Source organism: Arthrobacter sp. SLBN-122, from assembly GCF_006715165.1.
Lineage (GTDB): Bacteria > Actinomycetota > Actinomycetes > Actinomycetales > Micrococcaceae > Arthrobacter.
Map to the genome: position 1 here is coordinate 1163941 of NZ_VFMS01000001.1, position 20447 is coordinate 1184387.

A 20447-nucleotide genomic window follows, 5' to 3' on the forward strand; every position below is an offset into this window, starting at 1 on the left:
TTGCTCCATCACTTAGGGTCCCCAAAAAGGGGTTATGAGGACCATATCTGATAGGGCATCGGCATTACGGTCTGCAATAACTGGGCAAGCAGCACGCGCCGCTCAAAATCAGTGTGAACCGCCTCACGCCAATGGCATAGGGTAGTTGCTAGAGGAAACTACATTCGTTTTAGAGCTTGAGAAGCGGGCATGGCCAAGCAGACTCCATTTTTCCGATCCATCAGCCGTCTTTATCCGCACGTCCGGCCCATCATCCCCAGGCTCCTGCTGGGACTCCTCTGCGCCCTCCTGGCCAGCGTGGTGGCCCTGACCATCCCGCAGGTGCTGCGGGTCCTGGTGAACACGGCACTGCAGCCAGGGGGTACGCCGGATGCCGTCTGGGTTTCCGCCGCAATCATCCTGGTCCTGGGCATCGCCGAGGCGGGACTGGTGGCCCTGCGCCGGCAGTTCGTCATCAACCCCGCCACCTCCGTGGAAACCCGGATGCGGGTGTCCCTCTATGACCACCTGCAGGAACTGACCGTCTCCTTCCACGACCGGTGGGGCTCCGGCCAGCTGCTGTCCCGGGCCATGACGGACCTGAACTTCCTGCGCCGCTGGATGGCCTTTGGCGCCATCATGCTGGTGGTCACCACACTGACCGTGATCATCGGCATCGTGGCCATGTTCGCCATGAGCTGGCAGCTGGCCCTGATCTTCCTGGGCGCCGCCGTTCCCATCACCATCAACAGCTTCCGGTTCCGCACCCGGTTCAGCAAGGTTGCCCGCCAAAGCCAGGACCAGGCCGGGGACCTTGCCACAACGGTAGAGGAATCCGTCCACGGCATCCGGGTGCTCAAGGCCTTCGGGCGCAGCCGGGAGGCCCTGGAAAACTTCAACGAGCAGGCGGAAGAACTGCGCCAGACGGAGATCGCGAAGGCACGCCACCAGGCAACGTTCACCATGGTGGTCACACTGCTTCCCGAACTCGCCTTGGGAGCCGGCCTCGTGGTGGGCGTGATGCTGTGCGCCAGCGGCGAGTTGAGCATCGGCGCCCTGGTGGCGTTCTTCGCCACCGCCGCAGTCATCGCCTCCCCCGTGGAATTTTCCGGCATGCTGCTGGCCATGGCACTCACGGCCAAGACCGCCGTCGACCGCCACTACGAAGTGATGGACACGCAGAACGCCATCACCAGCCCTGCACAGCCCAGCAGTCCGGGCCAACTGGCGGGGGCGCTCCGCTTCAACCACGCAGCCTTCGCTTTCGAGGACGCACCGGACAAGCCGATCCTCAAGGACATCGACCTGGATATCCTGCCCGGAGAAACCATGGCACTGGTGGGCATTACCGGCAGCGGCAAGAGTGCGCTGATCCAGCTGGTGGCCCGGCTGTACGACGTCAGCGGCGGCGCCATCACCATCGACGGCGTCGACCTGCGGGACTTCGATGTCGAGGAGCTGCGCAGGATCGTCGGGGTGGCTTTCGAGGACACCACGCTCTTCTCCAATTCTGTGCGGGACAACGTCCTGCTTGGCGCCCCGGTCCGCACGGAGGATGTCCTGGACGAGGCCCTGGACGTGGCCCAGGCTCACTTCGCCTATTCCCTGCCCGAAGGCGTGGACACGCTGATCGGCGAGGAAGGCCTGAGCCTGTCCGGCGGCCAGCGGCAACGCATTGCGCTGGCACGTGCCATCGCCGCGCGTCCAAGAGTCCTGGTCCTGGACGATCCGCTGTCCGCCCTGGACGTTCACACCGAAGAACTGGTGGAGGCCCGCCTCCGGGAGGTCCTGAAGGACACCACCACCCTGATCGTGGCCCACCGTCCTTCCACCGTGGCCCTCGCAGACCGGGTGGCTTTGCTGGAGGACGGGCGCATCACCGCCGTGGGAACGCACACCGAGCTGCTGGCCGCCAACCAGCACTACCGTTACGTCATCGCCAGCCTGGACCGGGAGCCGCGGGACCTGGACTCCGAACTGTCGGCCCTCGAAGACCAGGCTGAGGAAGTGACCCGATGAGCACCGCAACGTTCGGCACCGCCAATGAAGACAACGCCCACCTCAGCAAGAGCGACAGCAGGGCAGTACGACGCCGGTCGCTCGCCCTGCTGCGGTCGCTGATCCGTCCGGTGCGGGTACGGTTCTGGCTGACCATCGCCATGGTGGTCCTGTCCCAGGCCGCACGGGTCGCCGGCCCCGCACTAATAGCGTTCGGGATCGACCACGCCCTGCCCGCCCTTCAGGCCGGCGACAACCTCCCGCTGGTGTTCACCGGCGTCGCCTACCTTTTGGCAGCCATTGCGACGGCGGGACTCACCGCCCTCTACGTCACCTCCACTGCGCGGCTCAGCCAGGCGATGCTGCTGGACCTGCGCGTGCGCGTCTTCCGCCACACGCAGCGGCTCAGTCTGGAGTTCCACGAAAAGTACACCTCGGGCAGGATCATCGCCCGGCAGACCTCGGACCTGGAGGCGTTGCGCGAACTCCTCGATTCGGGCGTCAGCTCGCTCGCTTCCGGCATGCTCTTCATGGCCTTTACCGCCGTCACCATCTTTGCCCTGGACTGGCGGAGCGGTTTGCTGGTGTTGGCGGCGGGCGTGCCGATGTTCTTCCTGTCCCGCTGGTACCAGAAGCACTCGCAGATCGCGTTCCGGGAATCCCGCGTGGTCTCCGCCCGGCTGATCGTGCACTTCGTGGAAACCATGACCGGCATCCGCGCCGTCAAGGCCTTCCGCAAGGAGAAGGAGAACTCGGAGCGCTACGGCAAACTCGCCGAGGACTACCGGCTGGTCACCGTCCGGTCCATCAACCTCAACGGCATCTTCCAGCCTGGCCTGGTGCTGATCGGCAACGTCTGCGTTGCCGTGGTCCTGCTGTTCGGCGGATTCCGGGTGCTGGACGGCGACCTGGCAGTGGGCGTGCTCCTGGCCCTCATCCTCTCCACCAAGCGGTTCTTCCAGCCCGTGGACCAGATGGCCATGTTCTACAACTCGTTCCAAAGCGCCCAGGCAGCCCTGGAAAAGGTGTCCGGACTGCTCGAGGAGGTGCCCACGGTCCGGCCGCCGAAGAACCCGGTGCCCCTTCCCAGTGCCACGGGGCGCATCGACTTCAACGGCGTGGAATTCCGCTACGGCGATGGCCCATTGGTGGTTCCCCTTCTGGACCTGCACATCCCGGCAGGACAGACCGTTGCCCTGGTGGGACAGACGGGCGCCGGGAAATCCACCCTGGCCAAACTCATTGCACGCTTCTACGACGTCACCTCCGGCACCCTCACCCTGGACGGCGTGGACCTCCGCGACCTGGCCACCACCGACCTCCGGCGGAACATCGTCATGGTCACCCAGGAAGCCTTCCTGTTCAGCGGCTCGGTGGCGGACAACATAGCCCTTGGCCGGCCTGAAGCATCACGCGGGGAGATCGAAGAGGCCGCCAAGGCGGTGGGCGCGCACGAGTTCATCCTGGAGCTTCCCGAAGGCTACGACACCGACGTCAACAAGCGCGGCGGCAGGGTCTCCTCCGGCCAGCGGCAGCTGATCAGCTTTGCCAGGGCGTTCCTTGCGCAACCGGCGGTGCTGATCCTGGACGAGGCCACCTCCTCGCTGGATATCCCGTCGGAGCGGCTGGTGCAGGCCGGGCTGGCCCGCCTGCTTGCCGGGACGGAGGCGGAGCGCAGGACGGCCCTGATCATCGCGCACCGCCTGTCCACGGTGGAGACGGCGGACCGTGTCCTGGTGGTGCACGACGGCCGGATCGTGGAGGATGGCACGCCGGAGGAACTGATCGGCGGCGGCGGACGCTTCGCCGACCTGCACGGGGCATGGAAAGACTCGCTGGTCTGACCCGCTTCTTCGGTTCGCCGCCCGGGATTTCGCATCCAGAGCCTGGATCGGCTATCCTTGTAAAGTTGCTTTTGCAGCGGATCGGGATGTAGCGCAGCTTGGTAGCGCGCTTCGTTCGGGACGAAGAGGTCGCAGGTTCAAATCCTGTCATCCCGACCATAACGAAAAGAGGGTCTCCTTGCGGAGGCCCTCTTTTTTCATCTCGATGTGGTCACGGCCATAACTGATCCTCTAACAGAAACAGCCCCGGAGCGGTTGCTCCGGGGCTGTCTCATCGCCTCCTGCTGTGAGGAAGCTGTTTACGCGGGATCGGGCCAGTTGCCGATGTAGGTGACGACGGAGGTGTCAGTGGTAGTGGTCTTCTTGTCCTTCTTCACCTTCGTGGAAGCAGGGTCAGGCCAGTTACCGATGGCTACCGACGTACCCGGGTTATCGGCGATGGAACCTGCAGACAGGACGGCCGGAGCCGCCGCGGAGAAAGCCAGGGCCCCAGCCAAGGCAGCCGCGGTTGCGATCTTCTTCAACATATAAGTTCCTCAATACGAGTCGGATTCGTTACAAAGCCAGCACTGTCCTTGTTGACACACATTGTAAAATATTTTCCACAGGGGCTGTCAAGCATTCGCGCAGCCTTGGCTGTCCAGAAGGAGGAAACGCGTGGGCAACGGATTCGGAGAAAAGCTCCGGGCGGAGCGCCTTGAGCGTGGACTGACACAGGCCGAACTGGGCAAGGACCTGTATTCACCCAGCTATATTTCGCTGCTCGAAACCGGACGCCGGGAGCCGACGGCCGAAGTAATTGAAGAATTGGCGCGCAGGTTGGAGCTGGCTCCCAAGGCCCTGGAGGCTTGGAGCCAGCCGATTTCCGTAAGTGATGCCGAGTACGTGCTGGCAGGGCTCTATGCCCGCCAGGCATGGGATCTGCGTGACTACCCCTTGGCTGCAACCCACGCTGCGGCAGCCGCGCAGATAGCGCTTGACGGCAAGAACACCAGTGCCTGGTGGAACATGACCTACATGCAGGCCGAGTGCCTCATGAAGCAGGGTGACCTGCAGGAGTGCCGCAAAATTGTTGAGCGCCTCCTTGAGCATCCAATGGCAACAGAGTCTGTGGGCCTTGGCGTGCGTGCCCGCCAGATGCTGGCCGCCGTGTGCCACGGCCAGGGCCAACTGCCCATCGCCGTGGAGCACGCGTTGGAAGCTGTCAGGCTCTCTGTCAATCTGCCCCGTGGTTCGACCGTGCTTATCGGGGCCCACAGAATCCTGATTGGCGCCTTGGCCGAAAGCGGTCGGTTGGATGAAGCCTGGAAGTACTGCCAGGCTCTGCTTGACCAGGTCGACGAGCACGCCATGTCCCAGCTCGCGGGCGAAGTTGCCTGGGTGATTGGCAATGTGGCGTTCATGCGGCACGACTATACGGAAGGCGTCAAGCACCACGAGAGGGCCGCACGTCTGCTTTCTCCTGCAAACGACATCGAATTGTGGGCCCGATTCAATAAGGCGTCTGCTGCTGTTCGGCTTTCCTCCGGGATCGTTGAACCCGAGACGCTCTCGGCGATCGAGCGGGCAGAGTTGGCCTTCTCTATTGTGGGCGGAACCAAGAGTGACGAACTGGAAGTCGCCTTCATCCGTGCCCGCTGGCTGTACCTGACCGGGGACATTGTTGCCGCCGTCGAAAAATTGCGCGAGATCCATGCCGAGCGCGACGCGCTGGGCAAGCACACGGCTGGGGAGGTTTCACTGCTGCTTGGCAAGTCCCTCAAGGCCGCGGGCGATACCGACGAAGCATTGGTCCATCTTGAGGACGCCCAAAAGGCCTTCGCGGCCGCCGGCGCACAGGACCGGGTCCAGCAGGCGCTGGACGCGATCCTGGAAATCAAGCTGGCGCAGAAACGCGCTGCCGCGGCCGCAAAGGCCAGTTGATCGAAACCAGGTAAACCCGCGAAAGCGGGCTTACCTGGCTTCAAGGTTGGCCGAGGCTGGCCTAGGAGAACGTCTTTCCAGTGATCTTCTCGTACGCTTCGACGTAGCGGCCGCGGGTACGCTCCACGACTTCCGCGGGAAGCGCGGGCGGCGGGGTGTCCGAAGATTTGTCCCAACCGGACTCGGCTGAAGTGAGCCAGTCCCGCACATACTGCTTGTCATAGGAAGGCTGGGCCTGGCCCGGCTTGTAGGTGCCGGCGTCCCAGAAACGCGAGGAATCCGGGGTCAGAACCTCGTCGCCCAGGGTGATGGACCCGGAGACGGCGTCGTAGCCGAACTCCACCTTGGTATCCGCCAGGATGATGCCGCGCTCACGGGCGACCTTTTCCGCCGTCGTGTAGATCTTTAGCGTCAGCTCGCTGAGGCGGGCGGCGATGTCATCGCCAACCAACGCCACCACGGCGTCGTAGGTGATGTTCTCGTCGTGTTCACCGATCAGCGCCTTGGCCGACGGCGTGAAAATAGGGCGCTCGAGCCTGGACCCGTCCACCAGGCCTTCGGGCAGCGGGATGTTGCACACCGTTCCGGAAGCCTTGTACTCCTGCAGGCCAGACCCCGTGAGGTAGCCGCGGGCGATGCACTCCACCGGGAACATGTCCAGCTTCTTGCAGATCATGGCCCGGCCTTCCACTTCGGCCGGCACTCCGTCCTCCACGGTGGAGCCGAGCACATGGTGCTCCACGCCCAGCTGGTCGAACCACCAGAGGCTCAACTGGGTCAGGATGCGTCCCTTGTCGGGGATTTCGCTGGACAGCACATGGTCGTAGGCGCTGATCCGGTCGCTGGCCACCACCAGCACGCATTCCTGGCCAACGCGCTGCAGAATGGACTCGTCGGCGGGCTCGTAGAGGTCGCGCACCTTGCCGGAGTAGACGTGTGTCCAGCCGGGCAGGTCAACGGTTTTCGTGGCGTAGCCGCGGTTCTCTGGGGTTTCAGTCATGGGTCAGGCCTTTGCTTTCACGATGGGCATGGAGCCTGTGGCACCATACGGTACCTTGATTTCCCCGCGGGCGGCTTTGCGACCGATGTCCGTGCGGAACTGCGAGCCGTCCAGCTTCACCAGCTCCACGCCGTCGTACGCTTTCTCGCGTGCCTCCACCAGGTCGCTGCCCAGGGCGACGACGGCCAGCACCCGCCCGCCGGCGGACACCACCTTGCCTTCCTCGTCCAGGGCGGTTCCGGCGTGGATGACGTGCACGCCGTCGAGTTCCTCAACCTTCTTGAGCCCGCGGATGCGGTCGCCGGTGCGGGGCTTGTCCGGGTAGTTCTCCGAGGCGATGACCACGGCGACGGCAGTTTCCCTGGCCCACCGCAGCTCTTCTGCCTTGTCCAGTTCGCCCTTGGCGGCCGCCATCAGCAGCGCACCGAGGGGGGTCTTGAGCCGGGCGAGGACCGCCTGGGTCTCGGGGTCGCCGAAGCGGACGTTGAACTCGATGACGCGAGTGCCGCGCGAGGTGAGGGCCAGGCCCACGAACAGTACGCCTACGAACGGGGTGCCGCGGCGGGCCATTTCCTTGACGGTGGGCTGGGCTACCCGGTCAAGGACTTCCTGGACCAGCCCTTCGGGGGCCCACTCGAGCGGCGTATAGGCGCCCATGCCGCCGGTGTTGGGCCCTTCGTCGTTGTCGAAGATGCGCTTGAAATCCTGTGCGGGCGAGAGCGCCACGGTGTTCTGCCCATCGCAGAGGACAAACAGGGAAACTTCAGGGCCGTCCAGGAACTCCTCGATGACCACCGAACCGCCGGCGTCGAAGCAGGACTGGGCGTGCGCCAAGGCTTCGTCGCGGTTGCGGGTGACCACAACGCCCTTGCCGGCGGCGAGCCCATCGTCCTTCACGACGTACGGGGCACCGAAGGTGTCCAGGGCGGATGCTGCTTCCTCGGCAGTCGTGGCCACCATGGCCATCGCCGTGGGGACGCCTGCTTCCGCCATGACTTCCTTGGCGAAGGCCTTTGAGGCCTCAAGCTGGGCTGCTGCCTTGCTGGGCCCGAACACGGGAATCCCGGCTTCGCGGACGGCGTCCGATACGCCCGCGGCCAGCGGCGCCTCCGGGCCCACCACCACGAGGTCCACACCGAGCCGGGTGGCCAGCTCCGCAACTGCCTCAGGATCGTTGCCGTTGATGTTGTAGGTGGGAACCAGCTTGCTGATGCCGGCATTGCCAGGCGCCGCGTGGACCTCGGACACGTTGGGGTCGGCAAGCAGGGAGCGGACAATGGCGTGTTCGCGGCCTCCGGGGCCAATGACGAGTACCTTCACAGTGTCCAAGGGTACTTTGTGCACCCTCCCCGCTCCTAAGCTGTGTCCTCCCCCGACCGGTCAATCCGGACTCCCGCCCGCTCCGAACCATAGACATGACAAAGTTGCGAAACAGGATTACAGGCCCGGCAACCATGGCCGCGTTGGCAGGCGTGGTGGCAGCCGCCGTCGTACTTGCTGTTGCGGAGCTGACGGGGGCGTTCTTCACCGCCAGGGCTACCCCCCTGTTTGCCCTGGGGTCCACCTTCATTGATTTCACGCCGCCCGCCCTGAAGGACTTTGCCATCGCCACCTTCGGCACCAACGACAAGGCGGCGTTGTTCGTGGGCATGGGCCTGACCATCGCGGTGCTTGCCTGCATCCTGGGCGTGGTGGCCTACCGGAAATGGGCGCTGGGCGTCCTGGGCGTGCTCTTCATGGGGGCCGTGATCGTGGCCAGTGTGGTGACCCGCGCGGGGGTGGGCGCCGCGGATTCCATCCCTTCCGTGCTGGGGACCATTGCCGGGCTGGTGGTCCTGCGCCGCCTGATGGTGCCGCTGTGGGGGTTGAAGGCGTGGCCGGAAGCGCCGGCGGATACAGCGTCCGACGGCGGAGAACGGGTTGGGAGCGACGGTACCAGCCGTCGCCGGTTCTTCGCCGCTGCCGGGATCACCGCCCTGGCCGCGGGCATTGCCGCCACCGGTGGGCGGGTGCTGGCTGCCGCGCGCAGCAATGTGGCCAAGGCAAGGGAGGCACTGACGCTGCCGTCGCCTGCAGAGGCCGCAGCCGCCGTACCGGCCGGGGTCCAGTCCCCGGTGCCCGGGGTTCCGCCGTGGCTGACTCCCAACGGCGAGTTCTACCGGATCGATACGGCGCTGAGCGTGCCGGAAATCAATGTTGACGACTGGGAACTGCGCGTGCACGGGCTCGTGGAACAGGAAGTGACGCTGACCTTCCAGGACCTGCTCGACGCCGACCTGATCGAGTCGCATGTCACGCTGACCTGCGTCTCCAATCCCGTGGGCGGCAACCTGGCCGGCAACGCCAAGTGGCTGGGCCTGCCTATCCGTGAGGTCCTGGCCCGCGCCAAACCCAAGGACGGGGCGGACATGGTGCTGTCGAAGTCCATCGATGGCTTCAGCGCCTCCACTCCCCTGGAGGTCCTGCAGGACGACAGGGACGCCATGCTGGCCATCGGCATGAACGGGGAGCCGCTTCCGCTCGAGCACGGCTACCCGGTCCGGATGGTGGTTCCCGGGCTGTATGGGTTCGTCTCCGCCACCAAGTGGGTGGTGGACCTGGAGGTCACGCGGTTCGCCGACAGCAAGGCCTACTGGACCGAGCGGGGCTGGTCGGAGCGCGGTCCCATCAAGACGATGGCACGCGTGGACGTGCCGAAATCCTTTGCGAAGGTACCCGCCGGGAAAGTGGCCGTGGGCGGGACCGCCTGGGCCCAGACGCGCGGCATCACCAAAGTGGAAATCCAGATCGACAACGGCGACTGGACGGAAGCCACCCTTTCCACCGAAGCATCCACGGTCACCTGGCGCCAGTGGTCCTACGAATGGGACGCCACGCCCGGCCCGCACTACATCAAGGTCCGGGCCACGGACGGGACCGGGGCGGTACAGACGGACCAGCGCGCCGATCCCGTCCCTGACGGCGCATCGGGGTGGCAGTCGGTGATGGTCACGGTGCAGTAGTCCCGTGCAGTAGTCCCCGGCATCTGCTGGACTGGCCCATAGACTGGCTGTATGCCGCACAATCCGCATGCCACCTTCACTGTTGACTCCGCCGTCGAACTGGCCGTGATCGAACGAAGCGGCTTTGTGGAGTCGCGGCACATCGGTTCGGCCGTGCTCCTGTCCGCGGACGGTTCGGTGGTCACTGAACTCGGGGACATCAACACCCCCATCTATGCGCGGTCCACGCTCAAGCCGTTCCAGGCCCTGGCGTCCATGCAGTCAGGGGTTCCGCTGCGGGGCGCCCAGGTCGCCATCGCCTGCGGAAGCCATACCGGATCCCTGGACCACATGGATGTGGTGGCGGGCATGCTCAAGGCAGCGGGCGTCCGTGAAGACCAGCTGCAGTGCCCTGAGGCGTGGCCACAGGATGAAACGGCCCGGAACTGGCTGGTGCGCTCGGAGAAGGGGAAGTCGCGGCTGGCGTACAACTGTTCCGGGAAGCACGCAGCCTTCCTGTGGGCCTGTACTGAGAACGGGTGGGACACCCACAGTTATCTGGAGCCAAACCATCCGCTGCAGCAACGGGTGCGGACCGTCGTCGAGGAATATGCGGGCGAGAAGATCGCGCACCTGGGGATCGACGGCTGCGGCGCCCCCGTGGCGGCTGTTTCCCTGAAGGGCCTGGCGAGGGCCTACTCCCACCTGGCCAAGGCCCCCGGTGACCAGAGCTTCAGCGCCAGGGCCGCCACCATCGCCACCTCGATGCTCGACTACCCCTGGGCGGTGCAGGGCCGCGGCGAAGCCAACACCCTGGTAATGGATGAGCTGGAGGTCATTGCCAAGATCGGGGCTGAGGGCGTCCTGGCCATGGCAACGCCCCAAGGGGTCTCCGTGGCAGTTAAGATCCTTGACGGAAATGTCCGCGCCACCTCGCTGGTGGCCCTCACCCTCCTCGCGGCGGCAGGGGCCGTGGAGATCCCGGGAGTTGCCAGCGCCCTGGAGCGCGTGGTGGAACCCGTACTCGGCGGCGGCCGCCCGGTTGGCAAGATCAGGCTGGGCCCGGCAGTTTCCGCGCTCCTGGACTGACGCCCACCCCCCAGCAACACGCCGAAGGAAGATTGAACGCATGGCCGTAGCCCGCCGTCGTATTGACGTCCAGCAAGGCAAAGCAGCACTGAAGGCGTGGCTGGAAGCTGCCCAGCCGACGTCGGACGTTCCCTTGCCGCGGACGGTCCTGGCCACTGCCGTCAGGTACTCATTGGAGGAGGTGACGGCGCGCGCGCCCGGAAACTCCGTAGAGGTGCGCGTCCCGCCCTTTGGCGTCACCCAGTGCGTTGAGGGTCCGCGGCACAGGCGCGGAACCCCGCCCAACGTGATTGAGTGCGACGCCGCCACCTGGCTTGCTATGGTGACCGGCCAGTTGGGCTGGGCGGAGGCAGTCGGGGCCGGCAAGGTGGCCGCGTCCGGCCTGCGCGCGGACCTGTCGGCCCTGCTGCCGCTGTAGTCCTTCCGGTGCGGCTACCCGCGGCCGATGAAAGGCATCCCTGCCGCGGTGACCACCACTGAGCCCACGCTGGCAGAGGCCGGCATGTTGGCCATCATCAGCACCGCACGCGCAGCATCCGCCACCGGAAACATCGGCTCCACCTTGCGGCTGCCGTCCGCCTGCAGCGCACCCGAGCCGACGCCGATGGTGTCCATGATCTCGGTGGCGGTGTTGCCGATATCGATCTGCCCGCAGGTGATGCCGTAACCGCGGCCGTCCAGTTCGATGCTCTTGGTCAGGCCGGTCATGGCGTGCTTGGTGACGGTGTAGGCCACGGTGCGCGGCCGGGGTGAATGCGCGGAGATGGAGCCGTTGTTGATGATCCGCCCGCCCTGAGGTTCCTGCGCCTTCATGGTCCGGACGGCAGCGGCGGCGCAGAGCATGGACCCGGTCAGGTTCACGGCCAAGGTGGCGTTCCAGTCCGCCAGGCTGATCTCATCCACCCCGGCCGCCGGGCCGAACACCCCGGCGTTATTGAACAGCACGTCCACGCGCCCCCACCGTTGGCGGGCCGCCTCGAAAAGGCGTTCGACGTCGTCGGGCCGGGTCACGTCGCAGGGAACCACCAGTGCGTCCGGGCTGCCGTCCGCTGTTTCCTTCAGCTGCGCCTCCCGGCGGCCGGCAAGTGCCACCCGGTATCCGTCGGCCAGCATCTGCCGGGCAACCTCCCGCCCGATGCCGGAGCCTGCGCCCGTGACGACGGCGACGCGTGCTGTGGGAGGGGAAGTGTTCATGCGCTCTCCTGGGCTAAAGCTGGGCCGGCACGGCCGGCTTGTTCAGCGGCCAGCCTATGACGGTCTTGGGCCGCGGCGCAGCGAACGTCCGCACCTTGGAGGTGGTCAGGCGCATGCGGACCAGGGATTCGGCGATGGTCACGGCAGAGGCTACGCCATCCACCACGGGAACACCTGCCCGTTGCCGGATCTGCTCGTCCAGGCCGGCCATGCCGCCGCAGCCAAGGACAATCACCTCAGCCCGGTCCTGGGTTACGGCCAGCATTGCCTGGTTGATGATGGCTTCCACGGCGCGCTCCGGTTCTTCCTCAAGTTCCAGGACTGCCATGCCGCTTGCACGGACTGACGCGCATCTGGCGTCCAGCCCGGCCAGCTTCAGCCGGTCCTCGATGAGGGGTACCGTCCGGTCCAGGGTGGTGACCACCGAATACTTGTGCCCCAGGAACATGGCCGTGCTGGCGGCGGCCTCGGTGATGTCAACGACCGGGACGTCCAGCAGCTCCTGCAGCCCCTCGCGGCCGTGCTCGCCGTATCCTGCCTGGATGACGGCGTCGAAGGGCCCGGGGTGGGACGTGACGGCGTCCATCACGGCTATGGCGGCAAGGTAGCTTTCGAAGTTTCCTTCGCAGGAGTCGGCGCCGAACCTCGGGGTGATGCCGACGATCTCTGTGCCGGGAGCGGCCACGCTGCGTGCCGATGCGGCGATCGAGTCTGTCATTGACTGGGTGGTGTTGACGTTTGCGACGAGTATGCGCATGGGGAGGATCCTTGGTCGGGCGGCCGTGGTTGGGCCGTGTTCAGTGGTGGGGCTTAGTGGGTGCTGACGACGGCGATGGCCTCGCCGTCGCGGTCGTCCAGCCTTTGGTTGCGGTCGGCGACGAAGAAGTACAGTGCCGCTGCTATGCCCGCTGCGAAGAACCAGGCGAAGGGTGCCGCGGCAGCCAGCCCGGGTACGAAGGCGATCAGCAGGGCCAGGACGGCCGCCGGAACCATGGCGATGATCGCCCGCGGGTTCACGCCTTTCCGGTAGAAGTACGCGCCTTCCGGTGATGCCGTGTAGAGCTCGGGGACATTGACCTTGCCGCGGCGGATCAGCCAGTAGTCCGCCATGACGACGCCAAACAGCGGGCCAAGCAGCGCACCGAGGCCGCCGAGGAAGTACACGATGACCAGCGGGTTGTTGTAAAGGTTCCACGGCAGGATGACGAGTCCGATGGTGCCCGAGACCATTGCCGCCCTGCGGAAGTTCAGCCGGCGGGGAAACAGGTTGGTCAGGGCGTACACGGGGGCGACGAAGTTGGCCATGAGGTTCACGGCGATGGTCAGGATCAACAGGGCAAGGCAGGCAAGGACCAGGAACAGCGTGTTGGGGATGGTCTGGACGATATCCGACGGGCTCTTGATGATGGTGCCGTTGATCTTGAACTGGCCGCCGGCCATGACCACCACGATGGCGCCGAACACGAGCATGTTGATGGGGATGCCCCAGAAGTTGCCGCGGACCACCGCCTTTTTGGAGACCGCTGAGCGGGTGAAATCGCAGAAGTTCAGGACGAACGTGCCGTAGATCGAGACCCAGAGGGCGCCGCCGGCGAAGATGGTGAGCCACATTTCCGGCCCTTCCAGGGCCTTGTTGGAAGACCAGGCGATGCTTCCACCGGCTTCCACGAAGATCCAGACGGCCATCGCCGCCATGGTGGCGAGGATCACAGGACCGGCAAAGGCCTCATATTTGCGGATCATTTCCATGCCGAAGCTGACGATGACCAGCTGCACCACCCAGAGGGCCACGAAGGCCATCCATCCCAGCGTGGACAGTCCCAGGATGGAGTCCTGGTCCAGGTCCCCCAGGGCCGGGAACATGGCTACGAGCATCACGCGGAAGACCACGGAAGCGAGGTAGGTCTGGATGCCGAACCATGCCACGGCCACCGCGCCGCGGAGGAGGCTGGCAATCTGGGCACCCCTGATGCCGAAACTGATGCGGCTCATGACCGGGAAGGGGACACCGGTCTTGACCCCCATGAAACCGGAAAGGGTCAGGAGTCCGAACAGCAGCGCGGCACCAATGCCAAGTGCCATCAGGATCTGCCAGCCGCCCAGACCCAGGGCGAACAGTCCGATGGCAAAGGCGTAGTTGCCCAGGCTGTGCACGTCGTTGGCCCAGAGGGTGAAGATGCTGTAGCTCGTCCAGCTGCGGCCCGCGCGTTTGGTGGGGGCAAGGTCGGCATTGTAGAGGGAAGGGCTGATGCTTGTGCTTGAAGCTGCGCTGGCGGTTTCGCACAGGGCTTCAACGCTGCCCGACGGATGGGCTGGAACGGCTGACGTCTCTGTCAGCCCCTGGCCCGCGTCAACGCCCGTGGAGGGAGGGGTTTGCATAGGGTTCTCAATTCTTTGGAGGATTCCGGGTGGTGAGGCCGACGTTTCGTCGTTTCTGTTATTCCACATTGCGGAATCAAGATATTGAATAGTGAAATAAGAATATGACCTGCGTCACTGACGGTCAAGCAGCAGCATCAGTGCAAGCCAGTCACAAACCGCTGCTTTCTGCCGTCCGCCTGATTCTCCGCCCGCATGCCAGCCGTCACGTTGACCGAGGCTCAGACTCCTACTATTCTCATCTAGCAATAATGTTTTCTCGCAATACGAAAAACATGAGCCCGATGCATTCAAAGATGAAAAGAGGCTGACGTGGCTGCAGGAGAAGATACCTCCCATATCCTCAGCGGGTTGACTAACCAGCTGCCTGATCGTGATCCGGAAGAGACTGCCGAGTGGGTTGAGTCCCTGGACGCGTTGATCAGGGAACAGGGCACCGAGCGTGCCCAATACATCATGCGGAGCCTGCTGCAGCGCGCGGGCGCGCAGAGCGTCGGGGTGCCGATGGTGACCACCACCGATTACGTGAACACGATCCCGGTGGACCAGGAAGCCGAATTCCCGGGCAACGAGGAGTACGAGCGCCGGTACCGGGCGTACATGCGGTGGAACGCCGCGGTCATGGTCCACCGGGCGCAGCGGCCCGATATTGGGGTCGGCGGGCACATCTCCACCTACGCCGGGGCCGCGACCCTGTACGAGGTCGGGTTCAACCACTTCTTCCGCGGCAAGGACCACCCCGGCGGCGGGGACCAGGTCTTCTTCCAGGGCCACGCCTCCCCCGGCATGTACGCCAGGGCGTTCATGGAAGGACGCCTGTCCGAGGAGGACCTGGACGGGTTCCGGCAGGAAAAGTCCCGGGAAGGGCATGCCCTGTCCTCCTACCCGCACCCGCGCCTGATGCCGCACTTCTGGGAATTCCCCACCGTGTCCATGGGCATCGGGCCGATGAACGCGATCTACCAGGCCCAGAACAACCGCTACCTGCACAACCGGGGCCTGAAAGACACCTCGGACCAGCAGGTCTGGGCGTTCCTGGGCGACGGGGAAATGGACGAGCCCGAGTCCCGCGGCCTGCTCCAGCTGGCCGCGAACGAGAACCTGGACAACCTGAACTTCGTGATCAACTGCAACCTCCAGCGCCTGGACGGCCCGGTGCGCGGCAACGGCAAGATCATGCAGGAACTCGAAGCGTTCTTCCGCGGCGCGGGCTGGAACGTGATCAAGGTCGTCTGGGGCCGGGAGTGGGATGACCTGCTCACCCGCGACACCGACGGGTCCCTGGTGAAAATCATGAACGAGACCGTCGACGGGGACTACCAGACCTACAAAGCCGAATCCGGCGGGTTCGTCCGTGAACACTTCTTCGGGAAGACCCCGCAGACCAAAGACCTCGTCGCGGACCTCACCGATGACCAGATCTGGAACCTCAAACGCGGCGGCCACGACTACCGCAAGGTCTACGCCGCCTACAAGGCCGCCACCGAATTCAAGGGCAAACCCACCGTCATCCTCGCCCACACCGTCAAGGGCTACGGCCTGGGCCCGCACTTCGAGGGCCGCAACGCGACCCACCAGATGAAGAAACTGACCCAGGATGACCTGAAGAAGTTCCGCGACCACCTCCGGATCCCCGTCACCGACGAACAGATCGAGAACGACGCCTACCGGCCGCCGTACTACCACCCCGGTAACGACGCCCCGGAAATCAAGTACATGATGGAACGCCGTGCCGCCCTCGGCGGGTCCGTGCCGGAGCGCCGGAACACCCACGCCGAAATCGCCTTGCCGGACGCGAAGTCCTACGAGGTGGCCAAGCGCGGTTCGGGCAAGCAGCAGGCCGCCACCACCATGGCCTTCGTCCGGCTCCTCAAGGACCTGATGCGGGATAAGAACTTCGGCAAGCACATCGCCCCGATCATCCCCGACGAAGCCCGCACGTTCGGGATGGATGCGTTCTTCCCGACCGCGAAGATCTACAACCCCAAGGGCCAGAACTACCTGTCCGTGGACCGCGACCTGGTCCTGGCCTACAAGGAATCCCCCGCCGGGCAGCTGATCCACCCGGGCATCAACGAAGCCGGCGCCGTGGCAGCCTTCACCGCCGCCGGGACCTCCTACGCCACCCACGGCGTTCCCCTGGTCCCGGTCTACGTGTTCTACTCCATGTTCGGCTTCCAGCGCACCGGCGACGCCTTCTGGGCAGCAGCGGACCAAATGACCCGCGGCTTCATTATCGGCGCCACCGCAGGACGGACCACCCTCACCGGCGAAGGCCTCCAGCACGCCGACGGCCACTCCCCCCTGCTGGCCTCCACCAACCCCGCCGTCATCACCTACGACCCCGCCTACGGCTACGAAATCGGGCACATCGTCCGCTCGGGCCTGGAACGGATGTACGGGCCGGACTCGAACGACAAGAACGTCATGTACTACCTCACCGTATACAACGAACCCATCATCCAGCCCGCAGAACCGGAAAACCTCGACGTCGAAGGCGTCATCAAGGGCATCTACCTGCTCGCCCCGGCAAAGATCGACGGTCCCCGCACCCAGATCCTCGCCTCCGGCGTCTCCGTGCCCTGGGCCATCGACGCCCAACGCATCCTCGCCGATGACTGGAACGTCTCCGCCGACGTCTGGTCCGTCACCTCCTGGAACGAACTGCGCCGCGACGGACTCGCCGCCGAAGAAGAAGCCTTCCTCAACCCCGGCCAACCCGCCCGCACCCCCTTCGTCACCCAGCAACTCGAAGGCGCCACCGGCCCCATCGTCGCCGTGTCCGACTACATGAAAGCCATCCCGGACCAAATCCGGCAATTCGTCCCCAACGAATTCGCCACCCTCGGCGCCGACGGCTTCGGCTTCTCCGACACCCGCGCAGCAGCCCGCCGCTACTTCAAAAACGACACCCACTCCATCGTGGTGAAAGTGCTGCAGCTGCTAGCGGCGAGGGGCGAAGTGGAGGCGGGAGCGCCCCAATACGCGCTGGACCGTTACAAGCTCCTGGACGTTACGGCCGGAACCACGGGCGGGGCAGGCGGCGACGCCTGATCGCGGCACAATCCGGCAGCCGGGTCATTTCCGTGGGGAGACTGACCCGGCTCCCTTGTTTGGTTAGGGTTCAGTTATGGGCAACACAGGGCCGGACAACTCGCAGGATCGGCAGGCGACGGGCATCGTCCTGGCTGGCGGTGGAGGCAGCCGGCTCGGTCTGGGCCCTAAGGCGTTGCTCCCCTACCGCGGACGGCCGCTAGTGGAGACGATTGCCGGGAACCTCCTCGACGGCGGCTGCCGCGAGGTGGTGGTGGTCCTTGGAGCGGGCGCACCGCACGTGGCAGCCGCAGCCGAACTGGACCGCTACCGGGTCATCGTCAACCAGGACTGGCACACGGGAATGGGCCGTTCCTTCCTGCTCGGCCACCAGGCCGCTGATCCGGGAGACCACCTACTGATCGCCCTGGTGGACCAGCCCGGCCTGACGCCCGCAACGGTGAAGCGGCTGCTTGCCCGCCACCGCCCCGGACGGATCACCGCCGCCGCGTACCGCCGCCGGGACGGCCTCGACAAAGGCGGGGACGCCGAACTCCAGAGGGGTCACCCGCTGCTCATCGACGCCTCGCTGAGGGATGCGGTGTGCGCAACAGTGACGGGTGACGCCGGGGCGCGCGGCTTTCTGCGGGCACATCCGGAGTTGGTGGATGAGGTGGATTGCAGCGATCAGTCAACCGGTGAGGACGTGGATACTCCCGACCAGTTGCACCTTCTCCGCTGACACCCGCTGATGGTCATGCCTGCACCCGAAGGTACCGTTCAAGGGCATCTTCTCCGGGTGACTTTCCATGTCGAAAGAAGTCGACACTGCCAAGCCTTAGTCCCTCCGGCCAGTGTGGTGGCTCCCAGTCCTGGTGTTCGCTTTTGTAGTGCCGGCCCGTGGGTGAGGTCCAGCCGGGTGGTTCATTCTTGGTCGCGGGGGTGGGTTTCCAGCCTGTGATGTGCCGGAGCCGGTGGTGCTTGGGGCATGATTGTCCCAGGTTGCTGATGCCGGTGGTGCCGCCTTTGTGCCAGGCGAGGATGTGGTCGGCCTCGTTGTCCAGGGAGTTGTTGCTGCAACCGGGGAACGGGCACTTGCCGTCCCGCATCCGCAGCCAGGCCCGCATCGCTCTTGTGATTCGGTAGCTGGTCCTGCCGATCTCCAGCGGTGCACCGTCGCGCGGGTCCACCAGGACCCGGTGGAAGGAATCGGCCCCGTCCGCGACGAGCCGCCGTGCCATGGACGCCGGGATGGGCCCGTACCCGTCCAGGACCGCCGGCTCCTCCGTCACCCCCATCAGCGCGAACACCGGGACCGTGACCAGAACCTGCGCCTGGATGTGCGTCGACAGGTGTTCCCGCCCGGCGCCGTCACTCCTACCGTCGCCGCCACCGGCCGCGACGACGCTGCCCGCGACGACGCTGCCCGCGACCTCGCCCGTGGCGCCGGCACTGCTCCCGCTCATGTTGCCACTGGTGTCACCGCCCGTGCCCAGCCCACCACTCAGGATCGCTTCGGCAAAGGTATCGGCACGCAGCTGGGGCATGGTGCGGGACTCGTTAGGGCCCTGCATCCCACGGGCAATAGCGGTGAGCCGGTTCCAGCCCGCCAAGGCCTGGTCCGCGGGCAGGCACGCGCTGAGCCAGGCCATCCCGTCCTGGTCCGGCCGGAACTCCACCCGCCGGTCCGCCACGCCCTTGGCATGGCGCTTCTCGATGCTTTCGGCGTGGTGGCGTTCCCGCCAGAGCCGGGCCTTGGACTTGAACCGGTGCGCCGGCATCTGCCCCATCGGGCACCCCCGGGCCGCGTCAAGTGCGTCCGGGTCAAGGAAATGCGCCTCCAACGCCGCCGCCCCCGCAGCATCAAGGCTGGCCGTCTCATCGGCCATGGCCACGGCGTGCTGCCATGAGATCACCCCGGCCTGCAACCCCTCCAGGGTCAGCGGCAACCTGGCTGTTACGGCGTGGGACGTGGCAAGGAAAGACCCCGCAGCCCGCGGACCCAACGCCAGCACGCACCCGATCTCCGCCGAGACCGCCATCTCCTGCGCCACCACCAGCACATCCGGCCCCGCAACAGCCCAGGCAGCCTCCGCGTACCTCACCGCGGCCTTCGCCTTTAGCCCCGCGATCCCCGCCTCGACCTGCCGGGACCCAGCCAAAATATCCAGGCACCCATCCGCCAACCCCGCCAACGGATCAGCGGCCGAAAACGGCAACGACCCCGCCCCATCAACCTCCGCATCAAGCACAGCGAGGGCAGCCTTGATGTCCTCAAACGCCCTCGCCACCGCCGCTTTCCCCATAAACCCATCATGACAAGGGGGTCTGACAATCAAGACCGGCCACGGAGAATTCAGCTCAGCCCTGCATCCTTCCCGCCAGCAACTGCTCCAGTCCCCGTTTGAAGCCAGCCCGCCCGCCGTGGGCGGGATGCCGGATTTTGGGGGCGTTCAGGCCGCTGCGCTGCAGGCTGTGCTGGGCTACGTTGCCCACCGCCACGATGGAACTGATCCCGAACAACGCTGCGAGGTCCTGCCAGAAGGGGGTTCCGAGTTTCGTCTCGGACGGCTTGGGCGTGCGGTTGGACAACGGCTTCCCTGGTTGATGGGGATGCCAGGGAAATGCGCTCCACAGCAGTGGCAGAAGCCCTACGTCCTCCAGCACCTGCCACATCACGGTGGCCGTTGGCTCTGCGGCAACTCCCGCAGCTTCCGGCGGAAGCACGTACCCCTTCCCGGGTCCAAAGAGGCCAAAGCTGTTGGCGGGGCCCTCAAAGATGGTCCGGTTGGTGAAGGGAACCCCGGTGACGCGCATGCCCCTGAATCCCGGTGCCTCCCCTACCAGCAGTATCCCGGGCCGCCGGTCGAGCATCTCCTGCAGGTAGATTTCCAGGTTGCGGCGGCGCAGCTCATTTGCCGGCACCGCATGGTTGAAGAAGTTGTTGGCCGCCGCTCCCGTTTCCACAGCCGCAAGCCGCTCAACAAGATCGTGGAAGGAGGCAGTCACCGGCGTGCTCTCAACCAG

General features: G+C 65.5%; 16 protein-coding genes and 1 tRNA gene. 9 read left to right on the forward strand and 8 right to left on the reverse strand.

Features of this window, described 5'->3' with window-relative positions; all coding sequences use genetic code 11:
- Positions 1 to 189: 189 nt before the first annotated feature.
- From FBY36_RS05490 to FBY36_RS05500, 3 genes are all read left to right on the forward strand, one after another.
- On the forward strand, positions 190 to 1998 hold the full coding sequence (locus tag FBY36_RS05490; RefSeq protein WP_142117681.1) for an ABC transporter ATP-binding protein: 1809 nt from the start codon (positions 190 to 192) through the stop codon (positions 1996 to 1998).
- Positions 1995 to 3821: an ABC transporter ATP-binding protein gene (locus FBY36_RS05495; RefSeq protein WP_142117682.1), complete on the forward strand. Its 1827-nt coding sequence runs from the start codon at positions 1995 to 1997 to the stop codon at positions 3819 to 3821. Before FBY36_RS05490 ends, FBY36_RS05495 begins: the two co-directional genes overlap by 4 nt.
- Positions 3822 to 3903: 82 nt before the next feature.
- Positions 3904 to 3980, forward strand: a tRNA-Pro gene (locus tag FBY36_RS05500).
- 140 nt (positions 3981 to 4120) lie between these two features.
- On the opposite strand, the gene FBY36_RS05505 is transcribed toward FBY36_RS05500, so the two are convergent.
- A complete protein-coding gene (locus FBY36_RS05505) occupies positions 4121 to 4348 on the reverse strand; it encodes a hypothetical protein (RefSeq protein WP_142117683.1) in 228 nt (75 codons plus the stop codon).
- Positions 4349 to 4478: 130 nt separating this feature from the next.
- On the opposite strand from FBY36_RS05505, the gene FBY36_RS05510 reads away from it, so the two are divergent.
- Positions 4479 to 5744, forward strand: a complete 1266-nt coding sequence (locus FBY36_RS05510) for a helix-turn-helix domain-containing protein (protein WP_142117684.1) — start codon at positions 4479 to 4481, stop codon at positions 5742 to 5744.
- A 61-nt stretch (positions 5745 to 5805) separates the two neighbouring features.
- On the opposite strand, the gene FBY36_RS05515 is transcribed toward FBY36_RS05510, so the two are convergent.
- Together FBY36_RS05515 and purD are read right to left on the reverse strand one after the other, a co-directional pair.
- Positions 5806 to 6744, reverse strand: a complete 939-nt coding sequence (locus FBY36_RS05515) for a phosphoribosylaminoimidazolesuccinocarboxamide synthase (RefSeq protein ID WP_142117685.1) — start codon at positions 6742 to 6744, stop codon at positions 5806 to 5808.
- Between the two features lie 3 nt (positions 6745 to 6747).
- Positions 6748 to 8064 (reverse strand): phosphoribosylamine--glycine ligase, encoded by a 1317-nt coding sequence (gene purD, locus FBY36_RS05520; protein WP_142122504.1) that lies wholly within the window; start codon positions 8062 to 8064, stop codon positions 6748 to 6750.
- Between the two features lie 95 nt (positions 8065 to 8159).
- On the opposite strand from purD, the gene FBY36_RS05525 reads away from it, so the two are divergent.
- Genes FBY36_RS05525 through FBY36_RS05535 form a run of 3 tightly spaced genes read left to right on the forward strand, consistent with a single transcriptional unit; the run spans position 8160 to position 11232 of the window.
- The gene (locus FBY36_RS05525) at positions 8160 to 9746 is read left to right on the forward strand and encodes a molybdopterin-dependent oxidoreductase (RefSeq protein ID WP_142117686.1); all 1587 of its coding nucleotides are present in this window, start codon (positions 8160 to 8162) and stop codon (positions 9744 to 9746) included.
- A 51-nt stretch (positions 9747 to 9797) separates the two neighbouring features.
- Positions 9798 to 10814 (forward strand): asparaginase, encoded by a 1017-nt coding sequence (locus FBY36_RS05530; RefSeq protein WP_142117687.1) that lies wholly within the window; start codon positions 9798 to 9800, stop codon positions 10812 to 10814.
- Positions 10815 to 10854: 40 nt separating this feature from the next.
- A complete protein-coding gene (locus tag FBY36_RS05535; protein ID WP_142117688.1) occupies positions 10855 to 11232 on the forward strand; it encodes a sterol carrier family protein in 378 nt (125 codons plus the stop codon).
- Positions 11233 to 11246: 14 nt separating this feature from the next.
- On the opposite strand, the gene FBY36_RS05540 is transcribed toward FBY36_RS05535, so the two are convergent.
- The 3 genes from FBY36_RS05540 to FBY36_RS05550 are packed head-to-tail and all read right to left on the reverse strand — an operon-like array spanning position 11247 to position 14387.
- Positions 11247 to 12008: an SDR family oxidoreductase gene (locus FBY36_RS05540; protein WP_142117689.1), complete on the reverse strand. Its 762-nt coding sequence runs from the start codon at positions 12006 to 12008 to the stop codon at positions 11247 to 11249.
- A gap of 13 nt (positions 12009 to 12021) precedes the next feature.
- Positions 12022 to 12765 carry an aspartate/glutamate racemase family protein gene (locus FBY36_RS05545; RefSeq protein WP_142029040.1) on the reverse strand — a complete coding sequence of 248 codons (744 nt, stop codon included), beginning with the start codon at positions 12763 to 12765 and terminating at the stop codon, positions 12022 to 12024.
- 53 nt (positions 12766 to 12818) lie between these two features.
- Positions 12819 to 14387 (reverse strand): NCS1 family nucleobase:cation symporter-1, encoded by a 1569-nt coding sequence (locus tag FBY36_RS05550; RefSeq protein WP_142117690.1) that lies wholly within the window; start codon positions 14385 to 14387, stop codon positions 12819 to 12821.
- A 312-nt stretch (positions 14388 to 14699) separates the two neighbouring features.
- On the opposite strand from FBY36_RS05550, the gene aceE reads away from it, so the two are divergent.
- A complete protein-coding gene (gene aceE, locus FBY36_RS05555) occupies positions 14700 to 17441 on the forward strand; it encodes a pyruvate dehydrogenase (acetyl-transferring), homodimeric type (RefSeq protein ID WP_142117691.1) in 2742 nt (913 codons plus the stop codon).
- A gap of 76 nt (positions 17442 to 17517) precedes the next feature.
- Positions 17518 to 18162 (forward strand): nicotine blue oxidoreductase, encoded by a 645-nt coding sequence (gene nboR / locus FBY36_RS05560; protein ID WP_142117692.1) that lies wholly within the window; start codon positions 17518 to 17520, stop codon positions 18160 to 18162.
- Between the two features lie 13 nt (positions 18163 to 18175).
- Here nboR and FBY36_RS05565 read toward each other — a convergent pair whose 3' ends face one another.
- Both FBY36_RS05565 and FBY36_RS05570 read right to left on the reverse strand, forming a co-directional pair.
- A complete protein-coding gene (locus FBY36_RS05565; RefSeq protein WP_142117693.1) occupies positions 18176 to 19726 on the reverse strand; it encodes an HNH endonuclease signature motif containing protein in 1551 nt (516 codons plus the stop codon).
- A 55-nt stretch (positions 19727 to 19781) separates the two neighbouring features.
- Positions 19782 to 20429, reverse strand: coding sequence for a uracil-DNA glycosylase (locus FBY36_RS05570; RefSeq protein ID WP_160141875.1), 648 nt, complete (start codon positions 20427 to 20429; stop codon positions 19782 to 19784).
- Positions 20430 to 20447 lie beyond the last annotated feature (18 nt).

Bases quoted from the DNA above. Each gene is read 5' to 3' on its own strand.
- FBY36_RS05490 (WP_142117681.1), top strand. From the start codon at position 190: ATGGCCAAGCAGACTCCATTTTTCCGATCCATCAGCCGTCTTTATCCG.
- FBY36_RS05495 (WP_142117682.1), top strand. From the start codon at position 1,995: ATGAGCACCGCAACGTTCGGCACCGCCAATGAAGACAACGCCCACCTC.
- FBY36_RS05505 (WP_142117683.1), bottom strand. From the start codon at position 4,348: ATGTTGAAGAAGATCGCAACCGCGGCTGCCTTGGCTGGGGCCCTGGCT.
- FBY36_RS05515 (WP_142117685.1), bottom strand. From the start codon at position 6,744: ATGACTGAAACCCCAGAGAACCGCGGCTACGCCACGAAAACCGTTGAC.
- FBY36_RS05525 (WP_142117686.1), top strand. From the start codon at position 8,160: ATGACAAAGTTGCGAAACAGGATTACAGGCCCGGCAACCATGGCCGCG.
- FBY36_RS05530 (WP_142117687.1), top strand. From the start codon at position 9,798: ATGCCGCACAATCCGCATGCCACCTTCACTGTTGACTCCGCCGTCGAA.
- FBY36_RS05535 (WP_142117688.1), top strand. From the start codon at position 10,855: ATGGCCGTAGCCCGCCGTCGTATTGACGTCCAGCAAGGCAAAGCAGCA.
- FBY36_RS05540 (WP_142117689.1), bottom strand. From the start codon at position 12,008: ATGAACACTTCCCCTCCCACAGCACGCGTCGCCGTCGTCACGGGCGCA.
- FBY36_RS05545 (WP_142029040.1), bottom strand. From the start codon at position 12,765: ATGCGCATACTCGTCGCAAACGTCAACACCACCCAGTCAATGACAGAC.
- FBY36_RS05550 (WP_142117690.1), bottom strand. From the start codon at position 14,387: ATGCAAACCCCTCCCTCCACGGGCGTTGACGCGGGCCAGGGGCTGACA.
- nboR (WP_142117692.1), top strand. From the start codon at position 17,518: ATGGGCAACACAGGGCCGGACAACTCGCAGGATCGGCAGGCGACGGGC.
- FBY36_RS05565 (WP_142117693.1), bottom strand. From the start codon at position 19,726: ATGGGGAAAGCGGCGGTGGCGAGGGCGTTTGAGGACATCAAGGCTGCC.